We start from the raw sequence: 16648 nt of genomic DNA on the forward strand, positions 1-16648 counted from the left end.
GATAGAGGTTCCAGAGCGCTTTGGAATAAATCACGAGGCCAATATCAACTGTCCCGCAACCGTGAACATCATCAGTGCCACGAGCAGATCGAGGATGCGCCAGGTACTCGGGCGGGCCAGCCACGGCGCCAGCCATGCCGCGCCCAGTGCCAGAGTGAAAAACCACAGCAGCGATGCACTCGCCGCGCCGACCACATAAGCGCCGGGTACCGATTGCTGCGCGCCAAGCGAGCCGATCAGCAATACCGTATCGAGATAAACGTGGGGGTTGAGCAATGTCACCGCCAAAGCGCTGAGCATTACTGCGCGCAGCGAGCGCACGGTCTGGTTTTCACCTTGCTCAAGGCTCTGTTTCGCGCAGGCCCGACGCAGTGCCTGGCTGCCATACCAGATCAGAAACGCCGCGCCGCCCCAGCGGGCAATCGCCAATAATGTCGGATTCTGCGCCAGGATCGTCGCCAAACCGAACACCCCGGCGGCGACCAGCAACGCATCACACACAACGCACAGCGCCGCCACCGGCAGGTGGTGCTCGCGGCGCAGGCTCTGGGCAAGCACAAAAGCGTTCTGCGTGCCGATCGCCATGATCAGCCCGAACGCCACCAACAGACCGTTCACATAGCTTTGCCACATAAGGTTCACTCCGCGTTCGCTGCGAGGTCGCGCAGCACGTGCATGGCACGTTCGGCGTCGGCCTGGCCGACAAACAAATGGTCGTGGTAGTAACCGGCGATCACGTTGCAGCTGATGCCAGCCTCGCCCAATGCCGTGGCGAAGGCGGCGGTCAGGCCCACCGCTTGCAGCGCCGAATGCACGTTCAAGGTGATCCACGCGGCGACGTAGTCGAAGCTCAAACCGGCCTGTTCGGCGTCGGAGCGCTTGAGAATGACCGTCAGGCCTTCCTGTTCACGGAAGCTGCCGATGAGCTCCAGGCCGGTTGGCAACTGAGCGTCGGGCAAGGTGCAGAACACGTATTCACCGCTGTTGAGTTGCGGGCTCATGCTGCGCAGCAGCGTTGAGAGTGAGGTTTCGCCGGCCATGAAAGGAATCCTTGAGAGAGTGCTTGCTGGCTATTCTCTGGGCGATCGCTGTATAAGAAAAACCAATATTGATGATCGCCCATTAGGAAAACTGATGTTCGACTACAAGTTGCTTTCCGCCCTGGCCGCGGTGGTCGAGCAAGCCGGTTTCGAACGGGCCGCGCAGGTTCTCGGCCTGTCGCAATCGGCGATCTCGCAGCGGATCAAACTGCTCGAGGCACGTGTCGGTCAGCCGGTGCTGATTCGCGGCACGCCTCCGGCGCCAACCGAGATCGGCCGGCGCCTGCTCAACCACGTGCAACAGGTGCGTTTGCTTGAGCGTGACTTGCAGACGCTGGTGCCGGCACTGGACGAAGAGGGGCTGCCGGAGCGTTTGCGCATCGCCTTGAACGCCGACAGCCTGGCGACGTGGTGGGCGCAAGCCGTCGGCGACTTTTGCGCGCAACAGCATTTGCTGCTCGACCTGATCGTCGAGGACCAGACCGTCGGCCTCAAACGCATGCGTGCTGGCGAAGTGGCCGCCTGCCTGTGTGCCAGCGAACGGCCGGTGGCCGGCGCCCGCAGCGTGTTGCTCGGGGCGATGCGTTATTGCGCGCTGGCCAGCCCGGCGTTCATCGAACGGCATTTTCCCGAGGGCGTGCGCGCTGAACAGTTGCCACGCACCCCGGCACTGGTGTTCGGTCCGGACGATTTTCTACAACATCGTTACCTCGCTGCCCTCGGCGTGGATGGCGCTTTCGAGCATCATTTGTGCCCTTCCTCGGAGGGTTTCATCCGCCTGACGGAAGCCGGGCTCGGCTGGGGCCTGGTGCCGGAGCTGCAAGTACGCGAGCAACTGCAACGCGGCGTGCTGCGCGAATTGTTGCCAGATAAACCGATCGATGTGCCGTTGTACTGGCATCATTGGCGCAACGGCGGGCAGTTGCTCAACCAACTGACCGAGCAATTGGTGCGCTCATCGTCCCACTGGCTAGTGGCTTGAGCGCAGTGGCGAGCGTCAAGCTGCGAGCGCAAGTAACGCGCGTGCGCACCGTTTCAACTTGCCGCGCAAAGCTTTGAAGCTTGCGGCTGTTTTCAGTGGAGTTGTAGATGAAGATTCTGGTTACCGGCGCAAGCGGCTTCATTGGCGGACGCTTTGCGCGTTTCGCTTTGGAGCAGGGCCTGGAGGTGCGGGTCAACGGTCGCCGGGCCGAGAGCGTCGAGCACCTGGTGCGCCGTGGCGCCGAGTTCGTTCCCGGTGACTTGACCGATGCGGGGCTGGCGCGCGACCTGTGCAGCGACGTCGACGCCGTGGTGCATTGTGCCGGCGCCGTTGGGCTGTGGGGCCGTTACGAAGATTTTCATCAGGGCAACGTGCAAGTCACCGAAAACATTGTCGAGGCGTGCCTGAAGCGACGGGTGCGGCGCCTGGTGCACCTGTCGTCACCGTCGATCTATTTCGATGGCCGCGACCACTTCAATCTGACTGAAGAGCAAGTGCCCAAGCGCTTCAGGCATCCTTATGCGGCGACCAAATACCTGGCGGAACAAAAGGTTTTCGGCGCGCAAGAGTTCGGCCTCGAAACCATTGCCTTGCGCCCGCGCTTCGTCACCGGTGCCGGTGATATGAGCATCTTCCCGCGCCTGCTGAACATGCAGCGCAAGGGCCGGCTTGCGATCATCGGCAATGGCTTGAACAAAGTCGATTTCACCAGCGTGCAGAACCTCAACGAAGCCATGCTCAGCAGTCTGCTGGCCGCAGGCTCGGCGCTGGGCAAGGCCTACAACATCAGCAACGGCGCGCCGGTGCCGCTGTGGGATGTGGTCAATTACGTGATGCGCAGGATGGAGGTGCCACAGGTCAGCCGGTATCGGTCCTACGCGCTGGCCTACAGCGTCGCGGCGCTCAACGAAGGCGCGTGCAAACTGTGGCCGGGGCGTCCGGAGCCGACACTGTCGCGGCTGGGCATGCAGGTCATGCACAAAAATTTCACCCTCGACATCAGCCGCGCCCGGCATTATCTGGATTACGATCCGAAAGTCAGCCTGTGGACGGCCCTCGACGAGTTCTGCGGCTGGTGGAAAGCCCAGGACGTTCGCTGAAACCGGTTGAAACGAATCGGCTGGCCGGCAATGAACCGCGCCGCCGGTTGGGGGTCAATGCCTGCGGCTGCGGCGGTTATACTTCGCAGCATTTAGCCATCACCGCGTTTCACAAAGGTTGCCTCAATGTCCATGCGTAACGATGCCCACGACGACGATTTCGATAACGTGCCGAGCCTGCGCGCCGACCCCTTCGACGACGATGACATTGCGCCCGACGCACGTACCACCGTGCGCTCGCGCAGCGCACCTGTGGTCAAGGTCAAGGCCGCCAGTACCGGGCCGCTGTGGGCACTGGTCGGGGCGTTGTTCTTCGCTTTCGTCGGCCTGGCGTGGTGGAGCTTCCAGCAGATTTCCCTGATGGAGCAGCAACTGGTCGCGACCCAGGAGAGCTTTGCGCGCATCAGCGAAGAAGCGGCCGGACGTCTGCAGGATATTTCCGGCAAGGTCGTGGCCAGCCAGACCAACGTCACCAGCGACAGCGAAGCGTTGAAATTGCAGATCAGGCAACTCGAGGGCAAGCTGCTTGATCAGAGCAAACAGCAGCAGGGCGTGGCCGGGCAGGCCAGCGATCTGGACAAGCGCCTGGCGCAGATGACCGCGCAGACCACCGAACAGCAGAACGCCAATGCTCAATTGCAGGCACAGGTCAAAGCGCTGAGCGCCGAACTGGCGGCGATCAAAAGCACCCCGGCCGATACCAGCAAGGTCGATGCGCAGCTGAAAGCCTTCGACGCGCAATTCAAGAGCCTTGGCGCCGATATCGCTGCGCTGAAGAAGCAGGGCAATCCAAGTGCAGCGATTGATCGTCTGGAGCAGGACATCGTCGTGCTCAAAAGCCAGCAGGACAACCGCCCGGCGGCTGCGCCGGGGGGCGGCAATACGGCTGAGTTCGATGCGTTCCGTGCGCAGATGACGCGCAACCTCAATACGTTGCAGGCGCAGATTCAGAATTTGCAGCAGCAGATCAACGCCCGCCCGTAAGGACTGATCCGTTGTCTGGGGGGCTTTGTGGCGAGGGGATTTATCCCCGCTGGGCTGCGAAGCAGCGCCAAGGCCTGTCACCGCCACCGTTAAGGCAAACGCGTCAGCCGGATTGCGACGGCTGCGCCGCCGAACGGGGATAAATCCCCTCGCCACAGAGGGCGGCAACTTCTGGATTCATCTTCAACTGCCGTCCAACCCCAAGCCGTCTACGCTCTTGAAACACCAACAAGAACGAGGGATGCGCTATGGGGTTTTTGCATAAAGTGGCCTGGCTCGGCCTGATGCTGCTCGCCGGTTTTGGCCAGGCCAGCGCCGCGACCACCGACAAGAACGACAGCCAGGCCGCCATCGCCTTGCTGGAAAAAGCCCTGGCTTACTATCACGAAAACGGCGACAAGGCCTTTGCCGCGTTCAGCCGTCAGGGTGAGTTCGTCGACAAGGATCGCTACGTGTTCGTACTCGACACCAAAGGCGTCATGCTCGCCAGCGGCGGACCGTCGTCGGCGTTGATTGGCCGCGATGTCAGCGAAGTGCTCGGGCCGGATCTGCAAAAAGCTTTCAAGGAGGCGCTGAAAGTGCCGGAAGGCAACGGCATTCAACAGGCCGAGTACCGTTGGCAAAACTGGGCCGACGGCAAGGTCGAGCGCAAACATGTGTTTTATCAGCGTGTCGGCCAGCGGATTCTGGCGGTGGGCTATTACCTGCCACGGGCTTCTGCCGAACAGGCCAGGGCGTTGCTGGATAAAGCCGCGACGGATCTCACCAAGGACGAGAAGGGCACGCTGATCGCGATCAACTCGCTCAAGGGCGGGTACTTGCAAGATGATCTGTATGTGTTCGTCGTCGACCTCAACACTCGGCGTTACGTTGCTCACGGCACCAACCTGCGCTTGATCAACACCGACTTCGGCAAGGTCAAGGATCCGCAAGGCAAACCGGTGGGCGAGCCGATTCTGGCGCTGATCGGCAAGCAGGATGAAGGCGAATACGAATATCGCTGGAACAACCCGGTGACCGGCAAGGTCGAGGACAAGCATGCGTACCTGAAGAAGGTCGGGCATTTCCTCGTCGCGGTGGGTTACTACAGCCCTTGAGCGAAACACCGTCTCCTGTGGGAGCGGGCTTGCTCGCGAATGCGGTGTGTCATTCAGTAATGATGTCAGCTGACACGACGCCTTCGCGAGCAAGCCCGCTCCCACAGTCAGGGGGCGGGGCGGCAATTATTTCGCGCCGTGCTCGCGCCCGCGCAGCAGATTGTTCGGCATGGCAATGGCCGCCGCCAGACCGAGCAGCGACACCGCCGCGCTGACGCACAGCAAATGCCGGAACGTCACCAGCAGTTCCGCGCGCAAGGCGTTCTGCGCATCGCCGGGCGCAGCGTTGAGGCCGTCCAGCAGGACGTTGCCCGAATGCCCTTCGCTCATCAGCGAACTGCCTGCCAGCTGTGCAAAACCTGAGTCCTGCAGCAGCGCCAGTAACAGCGCCGACATCAGCGCCACGCCCATCGCGCCGCCCAGTGAGCGGAACAGGTTGGTGGTGCTGGTCGCCACGCCAATGTCGCGTTGCTCCACGGAATTCTGCGTGCCGACCAGCGAGGTCGGAAACTGCATGCCGCCGGCAATGCCGCTGAGCAACATGAACAAGCCGCTGAGCAGCGTCGCCTCTGGCGCACTGAAAGCCATGCCGAGAATCGAGATCGGCATCAGGATCGCGCCGCTGAGGATCTGTGGTTTGTAGCGACCGGTGATCGAGGTGCGGCGACCGGCAAAATAGGCGCCGATCGGCAGTCCCATCGCCAACGGCAGCAAGTGCAACGCCGCGCTGTCCGCGCCAGCACCGGTGACGCTTTGAAAGCGCAGGGGCATCAACACGATCAATGAAATCGCCTGGAAACTGGTGAAGAAAATCGTGCACCAGCACAGCAGGGCGTTGCGGTTGGCGAACAGGTGCATCGGCAACAAAGGTTCCCGCGCCCGCCGTTCGTGCCAGACAAATACCGCCAGGACCAGCACCGCACAGGCCAGCAATCCAAGCACTTCACGGCTGCGCCACGAATGCCCCTGACCGACCTCGGTGATACCGAGCAGCAATGCCGTCAGGCCGATGATCATCAGCACCGTGCCGAGGTAATCGATGACCGGTTTGCGCTGCGGAATCGGCAAGCCGCGCAGGTTACGCCGCGCCACCCACCAGGCGCCGAGGCCCAGCGGCAGGTTGATCAGAAATACCCAGCGCCACGACAGGTATTCGGTCATGTAACCGCCCAGCACCGGGCCGGCCACGCTGGCCACCGCGTACATGCTGCTGAAGTAGCCCTGATAGCGTCCGCGTTCACGCGGCGGCACGATGTCGCCGATGATCGCCTGACTCACCGAAATCATCCCGCCGGCGCCGATGCCCTGAACAATCCGCGCCAGCACCAATTGCTCCATGCTTTGCGCCATGCCACAGAGCAGCGAGGCGAGGGTGAACAGCCCCATGCCGAACAGCATCAGTTTGCGCCGCCCGTACAGGTCGCCGAGCTTGCCGTAGATCGGCACCGCCACCGTCATCGCCACCATGTACCCGGAAATCACCCAGGCCAGCAGGCTGACGTCCTTGAATTGTGCGGAGATGGCCGGCATCGATACGGCGACGATGGTCTGATCCAGCGCGCCGAGAAAGATCGCCATCATCAGTGCGACCAGCACGCTGCGAATGGCCGGTTTAGGCGTTTCAGGCTGATTGAGAGTGGTCACGGAAAACCTGCGGGCAGTGATTGACCCGCGCGGGCAGGGCGAGCGGGTGAGTGCTTGCCACTATAAGTCGATAGCAGGCTATTCGATAGCCTCGTATGGAAGCCCGACGTAATTTTCTGCAATGGTTTTTCGCCCGGCTTCGGAGCTGACAAAGTAGTCCAGCTCCGAAGCACTGATGCGCTGGCTGAACGCATCGTGCTCCTCGAACCGATGCAACATCGAGGTCATCCACCAGGAAAACCGCTCGGCTTTCCAGACCCGGCGCAGGCAGATTTCCGAATATTTGTGCAACAGATCGCTGCGGCCGTCGCGGTACACCTTCAGCAGGATATTGAACAGCGTGCTGACGTCGCTGGCCGCCAGATTCAAGCCCTTGGCGCCGGTGGGCGGAACGATGTGCGCCGCATCGCCGACGAGAAACAGGCGACCGTACTGCATCGGCTCGACGACGAAGCTGCGTAGCGGTGCGATGCTTTTTTCAATCGACGGGCCGGTCACCAGTTTTTCTGCAAGCGCCACGGGCAAGCGCTTTTTCAGCTCATCCCAGAAGCGCTGATCGCTCCAGTTTTCGACCTGTTCGTCGGCTGGAACTTGCAGGTAATAGCGGGTGCGCGTGGCCGAACGCATGCTGCACAAGGCGAATCCGCGCTCGTGGCGGGCATAGACCAGTTCGTCGTGGACCGGCGGCGTGTCGGCCAGAATGCCCAGCCAGCCGAACGGATAAACCCGCTCGAACACCTTCAGGCAATCGGCAGGAATCGACTGCCGGGCGACGCCGTGGAAACCGTCGCAACCGGCGATGTAATCGCAATCGACACGCCAGGTTTCACCATCCTTTTCGAAGGTGACAAACGCTTCGTCGCTTTTCATGCCGTGGGGAACGACGTTGCCGGCCTGGTAAATCGTCGTCGCCCCGGCCTCCCGACGAGCGGCCATCAGGTCGCGGGTGACTTCGGTCTGACCGTAGATCATCACGCGCTTGCCGCCGGTCAACGTGTGCAGGTCGATGTGCACTTGTCGCCCGTCCAGGGCCAGGTCAAATCCGCCATGAACCAAACCTTCAGCGTCCATGCGCTGACCCACGCCGGCCTGCCGCAACAGCTCTACCATGCCTTGTTCAAGTACGCCGGCGCGGATGCGGCCGAGGACATAGTCAGGTGTCTGCCGCTCGAGGATGAGCGTGTCGATCCCGGCGTTGTGCAGCAACTGACCGAGGAGTAAACCGGACGGACCGGCACCGATAATGGCGACTTGGGTTTTCAGCGTTTTCATTGTTTTTATGACTCGCAAGCTTCACGCGGCAAACACCGGTGAATGATATTTATGGATCGAGTGCTTGCATTTTTCCCTTGCGGGTCTGTCAATTGAAGGTGAAAACTGAGCCGATACCTGTACTTTCTGCCAATCGGTGCGATTATCGCCCATAACCCCGAGGCCTGGATTGAAGTGATGAACAAGCCTGACCTGCCTTCGATTCCCGTGTTCAAGCTCTACGGTGAAAGCCTCGACTGGCCGACCCCTGACTTGCTGCACTGTGAAACCATTTCCTCGCGCAGCCGCGAACATCAATGGGAAATCAAACCCCACCGCCACGCGGACCTGTGCCAGTTGCTGTTCGTGTTCAAGGGGCAGGCGCAGCTCGAAATCGAAGGGCAGTGCACGCAGCTTCAAACCCCGGCGATTCAGGTGCTGCCACCGTTGTCGGTGCACGGCTTTCGGTTTTCCGAAGATGTCGAAGGGTTCATCGTCACCCTCGCCACACCGCTGATCAACCACTTGCAGGCGCAGCTGGGCGATTCGGTGCAGGCGCTGGCCCGCGCCGAACACTACGCGGCCGGCGCTGACGGCGATTACCTCAACAGCCTGTTTACAGCGTTACAGGCCGAGTACAACGGCCATCAACCGGCGCGGGAAATGCTCATGCATTCGCTGGTCAGCGTGATCATGGTCTGGGTCAGCCGTCAGGCAATCGTTCGGCACAAGGCCAGCCAGCGGCCGCAACGCCAGCGCGAATACCTCAATGGCTTTATCCAGTTGGTAGAAGAGACGTATCGCCAGCATGTGAAGGTCGAAGACCTCGCCCATCGCCTGGGCATTTCCGTATCGCACCTTAACGGCACCTGCCGGGAACTGGCCGGGCAGCCGGCGTTGCAGATCATGCACGAGCGCCAGCTCCTGGAAGCCAAGCGCCTGCTGACCTACACCAGCATGACGATTTACGAGATGTCGGAGCTGTTGGGATTTTCCGATCCGACCAACTTCACGCGCCTGTTCCGGCGGCGGGTGGGGATTTCGCCAAAGGCGTTTCGCGACCGGTTGAAGGCCGAGCAATAATTTGTGCGTCGCGGCGGACCCTCTGTAGGAGTGAGCCTGCTCGCGATAGCGGAGTGTCAGTCAAACCAACTCTGGCAGCCACACCGCTATCGCGAGCAGGCTCACTCCTACAGTTGAAAATCAGCGCAGCGCGTTGAGCGTCGCATTGTGCGGAATACACCGCTCATAGTTGCAACTGGCGTATTCGCGGGGCAGTTGTCGCAACTGCTCGACCCGCCAGGCAGCGGTGCCGTACAGCGCCAGCGTGGCAGCGCAGGTGATGAAAATCGCGACGTATCTTCTTGTTTTGATGTTCATGGTGTTCGACCTCTGAACGTCTACCTTGCGGTATTACTTTCAGCATAGGTCAGCGGCGAGCACTTGCCAGCGACTGCGCTCAAGGATTTACCCGGTTATTCAGCACACTGATGAATCCCTGTGGGAGTGAGCCTGCTCGCGATAGCGGTATGTCTGTCAGCATTGAGGTGACTGACACACCGCTATCGCGAGCAGGCTCACTCCTACAGGGATCCGGTTTACAAGGCGACATCCCAGGCGGGGTTTTCGGGAAAACGCTGAACCAGGAAATCGAGCATGCTGCGCAGCGCCGCCGGCATGTGTTTGCGCGAGGCATAGACCGCATAGATGCTCAGCTGCCGCGGCTCGGCATGGGGCAGCAAGCGCAGCAATTCACCGTTGTGAATAGGCCCGCCGGCCAGATAGGTCGGCAGCATCGCGACCCCCGCGCCGGCCAGCGTCGCGCGCAACAAGGTACTGGCTTCGTTGGCGCTGATGTTGCCCTGTACTGGCACCGAAACGGGTTCGCCATCCTCTTCGAAATGCCACAGGCTTTTACCGAAGTAGGAATGCGTCAGGCAGTTATGGCGGCTGAGTTCCTCGACCCGTGATGGCGCCGAATGCTCAAGCAGATACGCCGGCGCCGCGCAGATCACCGAGCGACAGGCGGTCAGGCGTCGGGCGATCAGGTTGGGATCCAGATCATTGCTGGTGCGGATCGCCAGGTCGATGCGCTCATCCACCAGATTCACCGTGCGGTCGAGCATTTGCAGATCGATGCTGACGCCCGGATAGCGTTTAACGTAGGCCGCCATCGCGTCGGCCAGTTGCGCCTGGCCGAACGAGGTGCTGACACTGATCCGCAGCAGCCCGCGCGGGGTGTCCTCGGGTTCGCTGACGGCGGCCTGCATGTCGCTGGACAGATCGAGCATCTGCCGACAGCGCGGAAGGATCTCGCTGCCGGCAGCGGTCAGGCTCAATTTGCGCGTGGTGCGGTGCATCAAGCGTGCGCCGACCCAGTCTTCCAGCTCCGCCAGATAACGCGAAACTACCGGCCGCGACAGTTCCAGATGATCGGCCGCCGCCGATTGGCTGCCCAGATCGACCACAGTCACAAACACCCGCATTGCTTGGAGACGATCCATGATTTGCCCGCTTTCAGAAACAAACTATGTTCAAGCATCGCATTTTTTGTACTGAGTCAGGCAACTAAGCTCTGTCCCATCGCCAGACACGGCATTCGGACCTCGGAGCACCCCATGATCGGCTTCACTTTTTTCAAACGCGTTCTGCTCGTCACTGCCTCGCTGGGGTTCGCGGCGCATGCCGCAGCAGCCAACCTGAGCCTGGACGTCTACAACCCGGGCGCTGCGGCGATTTTTCCGGTGACCTCGGTGCTGGTCAGTGGCGAGAAAGAGGCCATTCTGGTCGATGCGCAATTCGGCAAGGCCCAGGCGGAACAGGTCGTGGAAAAGATTCGCGCCAGCGGCAAGCACCTGACCACGATCTACATCAGCCATGGCGACCCGGATTACTACTTCGGCCTCGACACCCTGACCCGCGCCTTCCCGGACGCCAAGGTCCTCGCATCGCAGCCGACCGTGGATCACATCAAGCAGACCGTCGCCGGCAAACTCGCCTTCTGGGGCCCGAAAATGGGTGCGGACGTGCCGGCGAGAACCGTTGTGCCGAATGTGCTCAAGGGCGACAGCCTGATGCTCGAAGGACAGAAGTTGCAGGTGATCGGCCTTGACGGCAAGCAGCCGGACCGCAGCTTCGTGTGGATTCCGTCGCTCCAGGCCGTGGTCGGTGGCGTGGTGGTCGCCGAGAACATTCATGTGTGGATGGCCGACACGCAGACCGCGCAATCCCACGCCGACTGGCTGCACACCTTGCACGCGATCGAAGCCCTGAAGCCGAAAACCGTCGTGCCGGGCCATTACCTGGGTGACAGCAGCCGCTCGCTGGCCAGCGTGAAATTCACTGCCGATTACATCAAGTCCTTCGACGCCGAAACCGCCACGGCCAAAGACGCCGCTGCGCTGATCGCGGCGATGAAAAAGCGTTACCCGCAACTCGGCGAAGAAAGCTCACTGGAACTGAGCGCGAAAGTCGCCAAGGGCGAAATGCAGTGGTAGGCCCATCATTGAAAACGCAGCACTCTCAAGCCAACTGGAGAATGTCATGAGCAAAATCGCAATCATCGGTGCTACCGGACGTGCCGGCAGCCAATTGCTGGAAGAAGCGCTGCGCCGCGGCCATAGCGTTACGGCCATCGCCCGCGACACCTCGAAGATCGGCGCCCGCGCCGGTGTGGTCAGCAAAAATGTCGATGTACTGGATGCCGCGGCGCTGCAAGACGCGGTGGCCGGTCACGATGTGGTGATCACCGCTGCGCATTTTGCCACTGTGCCGGCGTCGGCGATTGTCGGGCCAGTGAAGCAGGCGGGGGTGAAGCGTTTGCTGGTGGTCGGTGGTGCCGGTTCGCTATTGTTGCCGGACGACACGCGGGTGATCGACAGTGCGGGTTTCCCCGCCGAGTACAAAGCGGAAGCCAGCGCGGGGGCCGCGTTTCTTGAGGCGTTGCGTCAGGAAAATGAACTGGACTGGACGTTCCTGTCGCCGTCGGCAGAGTTTGTCGAAGGTGAGCGCAGCGGCACCTTCCGTGTCGGCCAGGACCACCTGCTGGTGAGTGGCGAGGGACGCAGCTGGATTACCTTTGCCGATTACGCGATTGCGTTGATTGACGAGGTGGAAACACCGAAGCATTCGCGGCAGCGTTATACCGTCGGTTACTAAGACCAGGCACCGTTCATTTGTAGGAGTGAGCCTGCTCGCGATAGCGGTGGATCTTTCACACCAGCGGTGGCTGACCCGGCGCTATCGCGAGCAGGCTCACTCCTACAAGGATTTGTGTGCTCAGCGCAAATGAGCCTGCTCGACCAGCCAGAGCATCAACTCTTCCAACGGCGGCGATGGCTCGGCGCCGGCAGGCACCACCACGTAATACGCCAGCCCCGTCTTCACCTTCAAATCAAACGGCATCACCAGCCGTCCGGCGTGCAAATCATCGCCTATCAACGACCAGTCGCCGATCGCCACGCCCGTGCCGTGAGACGCCATCGACATCGCCTGATCCAGCGTTTCGAAGTGCTGGCCGCTGCCCAGATTACTCAGTCGCAACCCCGCCGCCTCAAGCCACACCGACCAGTCCTGAAGGTCATGGGTCGGGTGCAGCAACAGATGTTCCTGCAGATCCTGCGGAGCATTCAGCGCGGGCGAACCTTCGAGCAATTGCGGCGAGCAGACCGGTGTCAGTTGCTCGTCGAACAGGTGTAACGCGCCCGGCGAATTGTCCGGCGGCGGGCCATAGATCACCGCGGCGTCGAATGGCTCACGCTGAAAATCCACGCTGTGTTGCAGTGATGCCGTCAGCTTGACCGGCACGTCCGGACGCTCCTTTTGCCATTGCAACAGGCGCGGCAACAGCCAGCGCATCACACAACTGGGCGCCTTCAGTTGCAGGGTTTCGCGCTGCACACCGATCTGCTCGGTGGCTTCGCCGATCAGGCCGAAGACCTTCTCCACCCGTGGCAACCACTCGCGGCCTTCGGCGGTCAACGCCAGGCCGCGAGCCTGACGAATGAACAGTGAATAACCGAGGTGATCCTCCAGCCCGGCGATCTGCCGGCTCACCGCGCCCTGAGTAATGTGCAATTGCTCGGCGGCCCGGGTGAAGTTGCAGCACTGCGCGGTGATCAGAAACGTATGCAGGGCAGGGAGGGGCGGCAATCGTTTCATGGGGACCCAAGGTATGACGTGAGGACATGGCTAGTATGACTTTTAATCGATTGTTGCCGCTAGCTGCGCGCCGTTCCAATGGTCGCATAGGCAGGCCATGTGGGAGCGGGCTTGCTCGCGAATGCGGTGTGTCATTCACCTCATTATTCATTGACGAACCGCTTTCGCGAGCAAGCCCGCTCCCACACTGGATCTAGGTTTCAGCGAAAAAAAAGGCAATCGACAATGGCAACGTGCGGCGAAGTACTGGTCAAGCTGTTGGAAAATTATGGCGTCGAGCAGGTGTTCGGCATTCCCGGCGTACACACCGTTGAGCTGTATCGCGGGCTGGCCCGTTCGACGATCAACCACGTCACGCCTCGGCATGAGCAAGGCGCCGGCTTCATGGCCGACGGTTACGCGCGCACCAGCGGCAAACCGGGCGTGTGTTTCATCATCACCGGGCCGGGCATGACCAACATCACCACTGCCATGGGCCAGGCCTACGCCGATTCGATCCCGATGCTGGTGATCTCCAGTGTGCAGTCGCGCAGTCAGTTGGGCGGCGGACGCGGCAAGCTGCACGAACTGCCGAACCAGAGCGCACTGGTCGGCGGTGTCGCAGCGTTCTCCCACACACTGATGTCGGCGTGCGAATTGCCCGGCGTCCTCGCCCGCGCGTTTGCCCTGTTCCAGGCCGGACGTCCGCGTCCGGTGCACATCGAGATCCCGCTGGACGTGCTGGTGGAAGAAGCCGATGAGCTGCTCGCCAGCGTCCCGGTCAGCATCGATCGCGCGGGTGCCGCACCCGCCGCCGTGAGCCGCATGACCGACCTGCTGGCCGGCGCACGACGGCCGCTGATTCTCGCCGGTGGCGGTGCGATCGATGCCGCTGCCGAACTCACCGAGCTGGCGCAGTTGCTCGACGCGCCGGTCGCGCTGACTATCAACGCCAAAGGTTTGTTGCCGTCCGCTCATCCCCTGCTGATCGGCTCGACGCAAAGCCTGGTCGCCACTCGCGCACTGGTCGCCGAGGCCGATGTGGTGTTGGCGATCGGCACCGAACTGGCCGAGACCGATTATGACGTGACCTTTGCCGGCGGCTTCGAGATTGCCGGCAAGCTGCTGCGTATCGACATCGACGCCGATCAGACCGTGCGCAACTATCCGCCCTACGTCGCGCTGGTGGCCGATTCGCGCAACGCCGCCCAGGCATTGCTCAGCGCCTTGTCACACAAGGCGCTGGCCGAGCGCCGCAACGACTGGGGCCAGGTGCGCGCTGCGCGTCTGCGCGAGGAGCTGGCCGCGAGCTGGGATGCGCCGACGCTGGCGCAGACGCGCTTTCTCCAAACCGTACTGCACGAATTGCCCGACGCAGTGTTCGTCGGCGACTCCACACAACCGGTGTACACCGGCAACCTGACGTTCAATCCGCAGCGTCCGCGGCGCTGGTTCAACTCATCCACCGGCTACGGCACCCTCGGCTACGCGTTGCCCGCCGCCATCGGTGCGTGGCTCGGCGGCAGCGTGGAAACCGGCGCTCGACCACCAGTGGTGTGCCTGATCGGCGATGGCGGTCTGCAATTCACCCTGCCGGAACTGGCCAGCGCTGTCGAAGCGCGCACGCCGGTGATCGTGCTGCTGTGGAATAACCAGGGCTACGAGGAAATCAAGAAATACATGGTCAACCGTGCGATCGAACCGGTGGGTGTCGACATTTACACCCCGGACTTCATCGGCGTCGCCAAGGCGTTGGGCTGTGCTGCCGAAGCGATCGGCTCGGTTCAGCAATTACAAAGCGCGCTGCGTGCCGCGAGTGATCGCCAGGGCCCGACGCTGATCGAAATCGACCAGACCCAATGGATGCAGGCGGTGGCCCCATGATCAGTTTTCCAACCACGCTCGACGGCCTCTTCATCAACGGCCATTGGTCGGCAGGTCGCGAACATCTGCGGGTCATCAACCCGGCCAGCGAAGCGCTGCTGACCACGGTCAATGGCGGTGACGAGCAGGCCGTCGATCAAGCGATCAGCGCGGCGACCGAAGCGTTCACGCACTGGTCGCAAACCACTGGCGCCGAGCGCGGGGCGATCCTGCGCAACATCGCCAACGGCGTGCGCAACGGTCGCGACCACCTGATGAAATTGCAGTCGAGCAACAACGGCAAACCGCTATTTGAAGCCGCCATCGACGTCGACGATGTGATCGCCACCTTCGAGTATTACGCAGAACTCGCCGCAGGCCTCGATGCACAACAGGACAGCCCAGTCGAGCTGCCCAGCGATGACTTCAGTGCACGCCTGCGCCGCGAACCGTGCGGCGTGGTCGGGCTGATCGTGCCGTGGAATTTCCCCATGGTCACCACCGCCTGGAAACTTGCGCCAGCGCTGGCGGCCGGTTGCTGCGTCGTACTGAAACCGTCGGAGGTCACGCCGCTGGCGGAGCTGGAACTGGCGTCGATCATCGCTGAGTCCGGTTTGCCCGACGGCGTGTTCAACCTGGTCTGCGGCACCGGCCTGGCGGTGGGCGCGCCGCTGTCGGCGGATCCGCGAATCGCGAAAATTTCCTTCACCGGCAGCAATGCGGTTGGCGTGCAAGTGATGCAGCGCGCGGCGGAAACCGTGAAGGGCGTGAGCCTGGAACTGGGCGGCAAGTCTTCGCTACTGGTGCTCGACGACGCCGATCTCGAACTGGCTGTCGAGCTGGCCTGTGGCGGCGGTTTCTTCAACGCCGGACAGATGTGCTCGGCCACCAGTCGCGTATTGGTTGCCGATGAACTGGCGGATGAATTCCTCGTGCGTCTGCAAAAACGTGCGCAGGCGATTCGCGTCGCTGACCCATTCGACCCGGATGTGGAGATGGGCGCACTGGTCAATCAGGCGCAATACCAGCGCGTGCTCGGGCACATCGATCGCGGCCTGAGCGCCGGGGCGAAGCTGGTGTGCGGCGGCAATCGTCCGGCGCATCTGCCGCGCGGTTATTTTTTGCAGCCGACGGTCTTCACCCAAGTGCCTCTGGACAGTGCGCTGTGGTGCGAAGAGATTTTCGGGCCGGTGCTGTGCGTGCGCAGTTTCAGCAGTGAAGCCGAGGCGATTGCGCTGGCCAATGACAGCCAGTTCGGCCTGGTCGCCACGGTGGTGACGCGTAACGCCGAGACCGCCGACCGTGTCGCCATTGCCCTGCAAGCGGGACTGGTGTGGCTCAACGCGCCGCAGGTGATCTTCCCGCAGGCGGCGTGGGGCGGTTACAAGCAAAGCAGCATCGGCCGCGAATTGGGACCGTGGGGCTTGCAGGCTTTTCAGGAAATCAAACATGTGATCCGGGCGGTCTGATCACAGATCTTCTTCGCCTGTACCGGCCTCTTCGCGAGCAGGCTCGCTCCCACATTGGGAATGCAAATTCCTGTGGGAG

General features: G+C 61.8%; 16 protein-coding genes and 1 pseudogene. 9 read left to right on the forward strand and 8 right to left on the reverse strand.

What is annotated here, in order from left to right:
• Positions 1-30: 30 nt before the first annotated feature.
• Together HU765_RS19020 and HU765_RS19025 are read right to left on the reverse strand one after the other, a co-directional pair.
• Positions 31-633, reverse strand: coding sequence for a LysE/ArgO family amino acid transporter (locus HU765_RS19020; RefSeq protein ID WP_186622285.1), 603 nt, complete (start codon positions 631-633; stop codon positions 31-33).
• A 5-nt stretch (positions 634-638) separates the two neighbouring features.
• Positions 639-1040, reverse strand: a complete 402-nt coding sequence (locus HU765_RS19025; RefSeq protein ID WP_186550094.1) for an ACT domain-containing protein — start codon at positions 1038-1040, stop codon at positions 639-641.
• 94 nt (positions 1041-1134) lie between these two features.
• Here HU765_RS19025 and HU765_RS19030 point away from each other — a divergent pair, with 94 nt between their 5' ends.
• From HU765_RS19030 to HU765_RS19045, 4 genes are all read left to right on the forward strand, one after another.
• Positions 1135-2022 (forward strand): LysR family transcriptional regulator ArgP, encoded by an 888-nt coding sequence (locus HU765_RS19030; protein WP_186622287.1) that lies wholly within the window; start codon positions 1135-1137, stop codon positions 2020-2022.
• 107 nt (positions 2023-2129) lie between these two features.
• Entirely contained in the window at positions 2130-3122 is a 993-nt protein-coding gene (locus tag HU765_RS19035; RefSeq protein WP_186622289.1) for an NAD(P)-dependent oxidoreductase, read from the forward strand.
• Positions 3123-3248: 126 nt separating this feature from the next.
• Positions 3249-4106, forward strand: a complete 858-nt coding sequence (locus HU765_RS19040) for an ATPase (protein ID WP_186622291.1) — start codon at positions 3249-3251, stop codon at positions 4104-4106.
• A 248-nt stretch (positions 4107-4354) separates the two neighbouring features.
• On the forward strand, positions 4355-5203 hold the full coding sequence (locus tag HU765_RS19045; RefSeq protein ID WP_186622293.1) for a cache domain-containing protein: 849 nt from the start codon (positions 4355-4357) through the stop codon (positions 5201-5203).
• A 15-nt stretch (positions 5204-5218) separates the two neighbouring features.
• Here HU765_RS19045 and HU765_RS26880 read toward each other — a convergent pair.
• The 3 genes and pseudogenes from HU765_RS26880 to pobA form a co-directional block, all read right to left on the reverse strand.
• Positions 5219-5329 (reverse strand): annotated as a pseudogene (locus tag HU765_RS26880) (metal ABC transporter ATP-binding protein); the annotation flags it as partial.
• Positions 5330-6847 (reverse strand): DHA2 family efflux MFS transporter permease subunit, encoded by a 1518-nt coding sequence (locus HU765_RS19050; protein ID WP_186622295.1) that lies wholly within the window; start codon positions 6845-6847, stop codon positions 5330-5332.
• Between the two features lie 78 nt (positions 6848-6925).
• Positions 6926-8119, reverse strand: a complete 1194-nt coding sequence (pobA, locus tag HU765_RS19055) for a 4-hydroxybenzoate 3-monooxygenase (protein WP_186622296.1) — start codon at positions 8117-8119, stop codon at positions 6926-6928.
• A 177-nt stretch (positions 8120-8296) separates the two neighbouring features.
• On the opposite strand from pobA, the gene HU765_RS19060 reads away from it, so the two are divergent.
• On the forward strand, positions 8297-9181 hold the full coding sequence (locus HU765_RS19060) for a helix-turn-helix domain-containing protein (protein WP_186550108.1): 885 nt from the start codon (positions 8297-8299) through the stop codon (positions 9179-9181).
• 120 nt (positions 9182-9301) lie between these two features.
• Here HU765_RS19060 and HU765_RS19065 read toward each other — a convergent pair whose 3' ends face one another.
• Both HU765_RS19065 and HU765_RS19070 read right to left on the reverse strand, forming a co-directional pair.
• Positions 9302-9478, reverse strand: a complete 177-nt coding sequence (locus HU765_RS19065; RefSeq protein WP_178113631.1) for a hypothetical protein — start codon at positions 9476-9478, stop codon at positions 9302-9304.
• Between the two features lie 218 nt (positions 9479-9696).
• A complete protein-coding gene (locus HU765_RS19070) occupies positions 9697-10602 on the reverse strand; it encodes a LysR family transcriptional regulator (RefSeq protein ID WP_202883677.1) in 906 nt (301 codons plus the stop codon).
• Positions 10603-10716: 114 nt separating this feature from the next.
• On the opposite strand from HU765_RS19070, the gene HU765_RS19075 reads away from it, so the two are divergent.
• Positions 10717-11595, forward strand: a complete 879-nt coding sequence (locus HU765_RS19075) for an MBL fold metallo-hydrolase (RefSeq protein ID WP_186622297.1) — start codon at positions 10717-10719, stop codon at positions 11593-11595.
• A 46-nt stretch (positions 11596-11641) separates the two neighbouring features.
• Complete coding sequence (locus tag HU765_RS19080; RefSeq protein ID WP_186622298.1) at positions 11642-12256, forward strand: NAD(P)-dependent oxidoreductase; 615 nt, start codon at positions 11642-11644, stop codon at positions 12254-12256.
• A 120-nt stretch (positions 12257-12376) separates the two neighbouring features.
• Here the strand turns inward: HU765_RS19080 and HU765_RS19085 are convergent, their stop codons facing one another.
• Entirely contained in the window at positions 12377-13258 is an 882-nt protein-coding gene (locus HU765_RS19085; RefSeq protein WP_186622299.1) for a LysR substrate-binding domain-containing protein, read from the reverse strand.
• Positions 13259-13483: 225 nt separating this feature from the next.
• Between HU765_RS19085 and HU765_RS19090 the strand changes: the two genes are divergently transcribed.
• Positions 13484-15121, forward strand: coding sequence for a 5-guanidino-2-oxopentanoate decarboxylase (locus HU765_RS19090; protein WP_186622300.1), 1638 nt, complete (start codon positions 13484-13486; stop codon positions 15119-15121).
• On the forward strand, positions 15118-16569 hold the full coding sequence (locus HU765_RS19095) for an aldehyde dehydrogenase family protein (protein ID WP_186622302.1): 1452 nt from the start codon (positions 15118-15120) through the stop codon (positions 16567-16569). Before HU765_RS19090 ends, HU765_RS19095 begins: the two co-directional genes overlap by 4 nt.
• Positions 16570-16648: the final 79 nt, after the last annotated feature.

This window comes from Pseudomonas sp. SWRI81 (genome assembly GCF_014268545.1).
GTDB lineage: Bacteria > Pseudomonadota > Gammaproteobacteria > Pseudomonadales > Pseudomonadaceae > Aquipseudomonas > Aquipseudomonas hamedanensis.